This window comes from Rhizobium hidalgonense (genome assembly GCF_002914525.1).
Classification (GTDB): domain Bacteria; phylum Pseudomonadota; class Alphaproteobacteria; order Rhizobiales; family Rhizobiaceae; genus Rhizobium; species Rhizobium hidalgonense.
Map to the genome: position 1 here is coordinate 234,036 of NZ_LODW01000022.1, position 9,126 is coordinate 243,161.

Annotated in this window: 4 protein-coding genes; 2 read left to right on the forward strand and 2 right to left on the reverse strand. The window is 62.6% G+C overall.

Going from position 1 to position 9,126, the window contains the following annotated elements; genetic code table 11:
- Positions 1–56: 56 nt before the first annotated feature.
- Positions 57–506: a phasin gene (locus ATY29_RS02475; RefSeq protein ID WP_003570225.1), complete on the reverse strand. Its 450-nt coding sequence runs from the start codon at positions 504–506 to the stop codon at positions 57–59.
- 213 nt (positions 507–719) lie between these two features.
- On the opposite strand from ATY29_RS02475, the gene ATY29_RS02480 reads away from it, so the two are divergent.
- Entirely contained in the window at positions 720–4,631 is a 3,912-nt protein-coding gene (locus ATY29_RS02480; RefSeq protein ID WP_097534937.1) for an ATP-binding protein, read from the forward strand.
- A 334-nt stretch (positions 4,632–4,965) separates the two neighbouring features.
- On the opposite strand, the gene ATY29_RS02485 is transcribed toward ATY29_RS02480, so the two are convergent.
- Positions 4,966–6,918, reverse strand: a complete 1,953-nt coding sequence (locus ATY29_RS02485) for an acetoacetate--CoA ligase (RefSeq protein ID WP_097534938.1) — start codon at positions 6,916–6,918, stop codon at positions 4,966–4,968.
- A 243-nt stretch (positions 6,919–7,161) separates the two neighbouring features.
- Between ATY29_RS02485 and ATY29_RS02490 the strand changes: the two genes are divergently transcribed.
- The gene (locus ATY29_RS02490) at positions 7,162–9,054 is read left to right on the forward strand and encodes an AsmA family protein (protein WP_097534939.1); all 1,893 of its coding nucleotides are present in this window, start codon (positions 7,162–7,164) and stop codon (positions 9,052–9,054) included.
- The last annotated feature ends 72 nt before the right edge of the window (positions 9,055–9,126 follow it).

A 9,126-nucleotide genomic window follows, 5' to 3' on the forward strand; every position in this document is an offset into this window, starting at 1 on the left:
ATACAAAAAGGCTGGACGCGAGGTCCAGCCTTTTATCGCTGAGTTGTTAAGACCGATCAGGCAACCTTGAAGGAAGCCATGGCCTTTTCGGCGGCGTCCTTGGAAGGCTTTGCGAGCTTTTCGGCAACTTGCTTGGTGGTTTCCTGGATCGACTTCGCCTGCTCGACGGTCAGTTCGGCCTGCTTGCGGATGAACGAGGTCTGCAGTTCGAAGAATTCAGCGGCAGACTTGACGCCGAGCAGGGCTTCGAAGTGCGACAGCGAGTTCTCGGAATTGACGCGCAGGATGTCGATCGCCTTCAGGCCGAGCTCGACGCTGCCGGCCTGTGCCGTCTGGACGGTAGCTTCGAGCGTCTTGCCGGCTTCTTCACCAGCGGTCTTCAGCTTGGCATAGGCGTCCTTCGACTGCTGAGCGCCCTTTTCGGCGAAATCACGGAAGGATTCCGCGAACTTGGACGGGTCGAAAGAAGCGATTGAAAAAACGTCGTCGGTCTTTATGGTAGCCATGGGTCGCATCCTTTGGGCTGAGGCAGTCGCTGCCTGCAATAGTTGGGATGCAGCTTATATAGGACATTTCATTGTGCATTGCAACAATTATTGTGCGGTGCACAAGGCGTTAACCTTGCCAGCCGAAAACCCCCTGCTCTTCTGGACCCGCATGCGCCCCGCAGTTATTAATAAGCCGTTAATTTAGAAGGCCGACAGCGACAAGGTTCGATCATGCCCGCAGTCCAATATCCGTTCATCGATATCGCCGTGCATGCACGGGTGCGGGAACGCTTTTCACGCGGCGAAGCGATGGTGCTGTTTTCATCAGACCTTGCCCGCCTGCTCTGGGCGAACGGTGCGGGCGCCGAGCTTTTCGGCCATTCGGCCGTCTATGATCTGCTCGATCAGGGTATCGACCGCAAGGACATCACCTTCCGCCAGTTCGAGACGGCGGCGCGGCAGCTTACCGATATCGGCGAGAGCCGCAGCCTGATGATCCGCGTCGCCAAGGGCTTTCAGCGCGTGCAGGTGCAGGCGGCGGCCGAACTGATCCGGCTTTCCCAGGGCGAAAAGGCCATGCTGTTTTCAGTGCCGGTCTCGGCAAAGCCGCTGGCCGCCGGCGCCTCGGCGGCCCAGATGCTGCAGGGGCTCGATGATCCCGACACGCATATGGCCGTGATCGGCGCCGATGGCGGCATCATCGCCGCCTCGCCGGGCTATGCCTCGCTCGGGATTTCCGAGCAGACCGCAAAGACCTTGATCAACCTTGCCGGCGCGCATCCCGACCGGCTGGTGAAGCGACCCGTTGCCACCGGCAGAGGCAATCTTCCGGCCGCCGTCGGCAAGCTCAGCGACGAGCCGGCGCTCAATCTTCTCTTCGCCGTGGAGACCGCGATCGGCCATCTCGACCCGATCGACGCAGCCGCGCCCGACCCGATCGATACGGCCGCGCCCGACTTGATCGATGCGCCCTCGCTCGACTTGATCGATGCACCCGCGCTCGATTTGGTCTATGCACAGGAAGACGCCGTGCAGCCGGCCGAAGATTTCCGCGACGCGCCCGTTGCCGACGCAGGCTTTACCGAGATTATCGAGGCTGTCTCGGGGATCGAGGAAGTCGAGGAAACGCTCGAGAATATTAGCGGCGAAAACGAGCTTGCGGCGGAGACTGCAGCGGCAGACGAATTGGATGACGAGACTGGTCTCGCCGGCCATGCGGAGCCAGAGAGCGACGGCGGCGTGATCGACAGCAGCGCCGATGAGACCAACGCGCCTGCCGCGATCATCGAAGACGACCTGGCCTCGGTCACGGAGACGGTGGAAACGGCGACGGCGGAACCGCCTGTCGACGCTGGCGAGAAGCCGATCGGAGACGCGCCGGCAGTGATTGACGAAGAGCCCGCCCCCGCGGTGCCTGACGTTCCCGAGGCGTCCCCTGTCCCTGAGCTTGCGGTCGAGCCCGGCTTCATCTTCAGACCGAACAGCCGCGCCACGCGCTTCGTCTGGAAGATCGATGCCGAGGGCCGGTTCAACGAGGTCAGCCACGAATTTGCCGAGGCCGTCGGTCCGCATGCCTCCGACATCATCGGCTCCGCCTTCAGCGATATCGCCGCCCTCTTCAATCTCGATCCCGACGGCAAGCTTGCCGAAGCGCTCGCCCGCCGCGACACATGGTCGGGCAAAACCATCCTCTGGCCGGTCGAAGGCACCAGCCTCGTCGTTCCCGTCGATCTGGCGGCGCTGCCGACCTATACCCGCAACCGCGACTTCGACGGTTTCCGCGGCTTCGGCGTCGTCCGGCTTTCCGATGCACAGGAAGATCCGCTGGCGCTCGGCCTGACACTCGGCCCGGATGGCGTCGGCCATGATGCGGCAAGCCTTGGCCCGGTGACGGAGACCATCGCCGAGGCGGTCCACGAGGTGCCGGCAGCCCATGACGAGGTTCCGAGCGAACCCGCCCTGACGGATGAGGATGAGGACCAGACGCTTGCGGCAAGCGAGCCGCGACGGCAGTCGGAACCTGAGGAGATTGCTGCCGAGCAGGCGTCCGGCGAGGCACCTTTCCAGCAAAGCGTTTCGGAAAATACAGACGATAGCGCCGATGCCGGCGATAGCCCTGCCGTCGAACCGGCAGCGGAACCGTCGAGCGAGCCGCCGGCACTGCGCATTTCGGAAACTCCCAACCGCCGTTTCTCTGACAAGATCGTTCAGCTTCACAATAGCGGCGCTGCACTGACGGCCGCCGAGCAGGCCAATTTCCGCGAGATCGCCAAGCGTCTCGAGGCCTTCGGCGCCAGCAAGGACGAACCTGCCGCGCCGGCGCCGGTGGAGCCCACCGTCACGGCGCAGGCGGAACCTACCGGCGCGGAAACGGCCAGCTTCGAAGAGGCGTCCGGCGCCGCGGAGGTCGAGACCGAAACACCCGTTGCCGACGAGGCGGAAGTCCCGTCGCTCGAGGAGATCGCGCCGCAGGAGGCGATTTTCGAGAATGCCGCCAACTCGCATGACGACGCCGGTGCCGAGGAGCCTGACGTCATAGAAGAGGACGAGGCGACGGAAGGGCTGGAGGAGACGGTCAGCCAGATCGAAGTTCTGACGAGCTTCATCCCGCCCCGCGTCAAGATGACCGACGGCCTCTCGCTGGGAACGGTCGACCAGCTACCGGTCGCCGTGCTCATCCATGTTGGCGATGCGTTGATCCATGCCAACCCGGAATTCATGCGGCTGACAGGCTACGCGTCGCTCGATGCGCTGCGCGAGGTCGGCGGCATCGAAGCCCTGCTGCAGCGCCGCGAGCTCGAAGAAAAGGCCGCGGGCGCCGGCACCATGATGCTGGTCAAGGCTGACGATACGCTGGTGCCGGTGACGGCGCGGCTGCAATCGGTGCGCTGGGAAGACGCCAACGCCCTGATGCTGGCGTTGATGCCGGTCGAAGGCAAGGATGACAGCCGCAGCGAAGCAAACCGCGTTGAAGGTCGTTCCGAAGGCCGCCCCGAGCGGATGGTCGAAAAGGTCGCCAAGCTTCAGGTCGAGGTGGAGGAACTGCGCTCGATCCTGGAAACGGCAACCGACGGCGTCGTCGTCATCGGCACGGAGGGCGACATCCGCTCGATGAACCGGTCGGCGAGCGCGCTTTTCAATTATGATGAGCAGGAGACGCGCGGCAAACCCTTCGTCATGCTGTTTGCCCATGAGAGCCAGAAGGCCGTGCTCGATTATCTGAACGGCCTCTCCGGCCATGGCGTCGCCAGTGTGCTGAATGACGGGCGCGAAGTGATCGGCCGCGAGGCCGCCGGCGGCTTCGTGCCGCTGTTCATGACGATGGGCCAGCTCACCTCTTCCAACGGCTATTGCGCCGTCATCCGCGATATCACCCAGTGGAAGCGCACCGAGGACGAGTTGCGCAACGCCAAGGGGGCGGCCGAAACCGCCAACGCCCACAAGACCGATTTCCTCGCCCGCGTCAGCCACGAAATCCGCACGCCACTCAACGCCATCATCGGCTTTTCCGACATGATGGCTGGCGAGCGCTTCGGGCCGATCGGCCATCCGCGCTATATCGAATATGCCAACGACATTGGCCGCTCCGGCCGGCACGTGCTGGATATCGTCAACGATCTGCTCGATATTTCAAAGATCGAGGCGGGCGAGATGGATCTCGATTTTGCCGCCGTCGGCCTCAACGAGGCGGTCTCCGAGGCCGTTGCCCTGGTCCAGCCGCAGGCGAACGGCCAGCGCGTCATCATCCGCACGGCACTGTCGCATGCGGTGCCGGAAGTCGTGGCGGATCTGCGCTCGGTCAAGCAGATCGCGCTCAACATCCTGTCGAACGCCATCCGTTTCACCCCATCCGGCGGGCAGATTGTCGTTTCCACCTCGTATGAGGCGAATGGCAGCGTTGTGCTCAGGGTCCGCGATACCGGTATCGGCATGACGCGCAGCGAACTCGACCAGGCGATGAAGCCGTTCCGGCAGGTCTCCTCGACCCAATCGCGCCATCGCGGCGACGGCACCGGCCTTGGCCTGCCGCTGACCAAGGCGATGGTCGATGCCAACCGGGCGGTATTCTCGATCAATTCGGCGCCGAACGAGGGCACGCTCGTCGAGATCACCTTCCCGTCGCAGCGGGTGCTCGCCGGCTAGTCTGCCGTTTAACGCATCGTGCCTTGATTCAACGTGTTACAGCGCATTTTGCGCGTCTGAAAAGACGCGCGGCGCTGCCATTTAGCATAAAGAAAAGGCAGCCTCGGGCTGCCTCAAATTGGGTGCTGTTCAAACAAGAGCTTAGTCGGTCAACATCATGTTGCAAGCCCGAAGGCTTCACGCCGCCTCGTTCATGTGCGGCCGCTAAGTTAGCTTCACCTTTGGCAAACCTTTCTTAACGAAAGGTTTCAATGACGAAAGATTGATAGATGGTCAAAGCTTATAGGCTGGTGCATCGACCCGACAATCGGGATCGATTTTCGGGTCTGGCCTTTCAGTCCTTGAGTTCGCTCAAGCCGGCGAAGAGCCGCAGCGCCTCGGGATTGGCGAGTGCTTCCTGGTTTTTCACCGGCCTGTTGTGAACGACCTCGCGCACTGCGAGCTCGACGATCTTGCCTGACTTAGTGCGGGGTATATCGGCGACCGCGATGATCTTTGCCGGCACATGCCGCGGCGAGGCGCCGGTGCGAATCCGTGTCTTGATCGCCTTGACGAGATCCTCGGTGAGCGACACACCCGCTGCCAGGCGGACGAAGAGGATGACGCGCACGTCGTCGTCCCACTCCTGACCGATGCACAGCGCCTCGGCCACCTCCTCCATCTGCTCCACCTGATTATAGATCTCGGCCGTGCCGATGCGCACGCCGCCGGGATTGAGCGTCGCATCCGAACGGCCGTGGATGACGAGACCGCCATGCTCCGTCCATTCGGCAAAATCGCCGTGGCACCAGACATTGTCGAACCGATCGAAATAGGCGGCGCGATACTTGGCGCCGTCGGGATCGTTCCAGAACATTACCGGCATCGACGGGAAAGCCTTGGTGCAGACGAGTTCACCCTTTTGCCCGCGCACCGGCTTGCCGTCATCGTTCCAGACGTCGACCGCAAGACCGAGGCCGGCTCCCTGGATCTCACCGCGCCAGACCGGCTGCAGAGGATTGCCGAGCACGAAGCAGGAGACGATATCGGTGCCGCCGGAAATCGAGGCGAGCTGCACATCCTGCTTGATGCCCTCGTAGACGAAGGTGAAGCCCTCGGGCGACAGCGGCGAGCCGGTGGAGGTCATCAGCCGCAGGCTGGAGAGATCGTGGCTCTTGCGCGGCGTCAGCCCGCTTTTGCGCACTGCATCGATATATTTCGCCGAGGTGCCGAAAATCGCGAATTTCTCGGCCTCGGCATAGTCGAACAGCACATTGCCGTCGGGCGCGAAGGGCGAGCCGTCGAACAGGCAGAGCGTGGCGCCGCTGGCAAGGCCGCTGACCAGCCAGTTCCACATCATCCAGCCGCAGGTGGTGAAGTAAAACAGCTTCTCGCCGGCCTGCAGGCCGCAATGCAGCCGCTGTTCCTTGAGGTGCTGCAACAGCGTGCCGCCGGCAGAATGGACGATACATTTCGGCACTCCCGTGGTGCCGGAGGAAAAGAGAATGTAGAGCGGATGGGAAAAGGCAAGCGGCGTGAATTCGACCTCTTTGGCCTCATAGGGCGCGACGAAGGCCTCAAGCGTTGAAGCGCCAGGCGTTGCGCGCGCCACCGCTTCCGCATCGCCGGCGTAGTGGACGATGACCGTCGGAACGCCCAGGCTTTTGGCGACGGTGGCGACCTTCGGGCAAACATCCTGCAGCTTGCCGGAATACCAATAGGCATCGCAGGCGATGAACAGCCTGGGGCCAATCTGGCCGAAGCGATCGAGCACACCCTGCTCGCCGAAATCGGGAGAGCAGGACGACCAGATGGCGCCGATCGAGGCGGCCGCCAGCATGGCCGCGACGGTCTCCGGCATGTTCGGCATCATGGCGGCGATGCGGTCGCCTTTACCGATACCAAGGGCTGCGAAGGCCTGCTGCAGCTTCGAGACCAGCGCGCGCAGCCTGTCCCACGACCAGCGATCCCAGGCCTTGTCCTCGCCGCGGAAGACGATCGCATCGCCCTCGCCGCGGCCGGGCAACAGGTTGTCGGCAAAGTTCAGTGTCGCATCGGGAAAGAAGCGGGCCTCCAGCATGCGGTCGCCGTCGACGAGCACCTCTGCGCCGCGCTCTCCCTTGACGCCGCAGAAATCCCAGACGGCCGACCAGAAATTCTCCCGCTCTGTCACCGACCAGGCATGCAGATCCTCAAAGCCCGAAAGAGAAAGCCCGAAATCGGCATTGCAGCGCGCCATGAAGGCATGGATCGGGCTTCTTGCGACGGCATCCTCCGAAGGCACCCAAAGTGGTCTGTTATCCTGCATTCAATTGCTCCTCCCCAATACCGCCTTTATATATCATGCTGCATTGCATTATAAAGTGCGGAACCGACGCGATCGGTCGCTGGCGCATCGGAAAAAAGATGCTTGGATCGTAGGTGTTGCAGGGTCCTTTGCGCGTGTGAAAAGACGCGCGGCGCAGTAGGGTATTTGCATATGCCCGATATTTCCTATATCCGGCGAAATCAGCGCATCACGGGATGACCGGCTGAATTACCGGCGGAGATCATGAGCACGTCAAGACATCGCAGGTGGCGCAGGAAGATCGGACCCGTTTCGCGCTGGCTTCCGGCCTTCGCCCGTCTGTCGACTGTCTTCCTGCTGATTGCGCTTGGGATTTTCGTGGCGCTGAGGGTTGCCGCACCCTATCTCATCACCACCGGTTTCGTGCGCTCGGGCATCGAAGACGCGCTGTCGAAATGGACGGGCTATCATGCCGAGATCAAGGGTAGCCCGGTTCTGGAATTCTGGCCGACGCCGCGCATCACGCTGAACCAGATCACCATCCGCCAGCCGCGCGAAAGCGGCGACAAACTGCTCGGCAGCATCGATAGCCTGTCGGCCGATTTCAGCCTCATCGATGCGCTGAGAGGCCGCACCAGCTTCCACGAATTTCATCTGGTGCGCCCCAATCTGGCGCTGACGCGCGACGAGAAGGGGCTGATCGACTGGAGTTATGCCGGCCTGCTCGCCCGTGCGATCAGCGGCGTGCGCACCGAAAACGGCGCCGAGGTGCTCGATCCCGATCTCGACGCCGAGATCGGCGCGGTGACGGTCGAAGACGGCACGCTTGCGGTGACCGACGCCAAGTCCGCCAAGACCTATCGTTTCGACAGCGTCACCGCAGATATCGCCTGGCCGCGGCTATCCGGCGCGATCTCGGCGGTCGTCATTGCCCGCATCAACGGCGAGGACCTGAAGGTCGATTTCGCCTCACGCCAGCCGCTGCTCGCCTTTGCCGGCCGGAATGCCGAAACGCGGACGTCGCTGACATCGAATCTTTTGACGGCCCACTTCCAGGGAATTGCCAGCATCGCCAACCTTTCGGCACTTTCCGGCAATATCACCGCCAGCATTCCCGATATGCAGGCACTTCTGGCATGGTCGGGCAAATCCATCCCCGGCATCGCAACACTGAAGAGCGCCTCGCTGGAATCCGACATCATGTCGTCGGGCAACGGGCTGCGCTTCAACAATCTCAGCGTCTCGCTGAACGAAGCGAGCGCCACCGGGGTGATGGACCTTTTCACCCAACCCGGCAAACGGCCGAAGATCGGCGGCACGCTCGCCTTCGACCAGATGAACCTCAAGCCATTTCTCGACGCCTTCGCGCTCAGGCTTGCCGCCGGCGAGGCGAAGGAAATCTCCGCCGGCATAAACGGGCCGTTGCAATTGCTCGATGTCGACGTCAGGCTTTCGGCGCGGCGCGCGCAGATGGGTCTCTTCGAGCTTTCCGATGTCGGCGCCAGCATGATCGTCGCCGGCGGCGAAGCGAAATTCGACATCGGCGACAGCCGGTTCGAAGGCGGCGAAATGACCGCGCATCTGGAAGCAACCCAGCGTGACTTCGACGGCGGCGGCAAACTGCAATTGTCGATCCGCGATGCCGACTTCGCAGCCCTTGCCGAGCGCCTGCAGCTGAAGGGACCGCTGCCGCTGGCAACCGGATCGCTCGATCTCGACCTGCAGTCGCCGAAGGCGATCTGGACGACCGGTCTTGCCGACGTCACCGGCAGGCTGCGCTTCTGGACAAGGGAAGGCACGATCCCCGGCATCGATGCCTCGGCCCTCAGGACACAGGCAGCCGAAAAGCCGTTCTTTCCGCTGAGCGCGGCGGCAGGCGGCGCTTTCGCTTTCAACCAGCTGAAAATGCAGGCCGATTTCGCCAACGGTTCGGCCGAGATGCACGACGCCCGGATTGCCGGTCCTTCGGAAACGCTGACGCTTTCCGGCGTCATCACCTATCAGTCGAACGGGCTGGCGCTGTCCGGATCGCTCGAGTCGACCGATCCGGCCAAGGCGGCGGAGTTGCCGCTTCTGCCTTTCTTCATCGGCGGCTCCTGGCCGAACCCGGTGATCTCGCCGGTTCCACTCTTCGGCACCACACCCCACGCGCAGTAGAGTTAGAGCGGGATGATTTTACGTCCGTTCATATCCGGCTTCCTTGAAGTAGTTTAGGCACTCTTTTGGCGA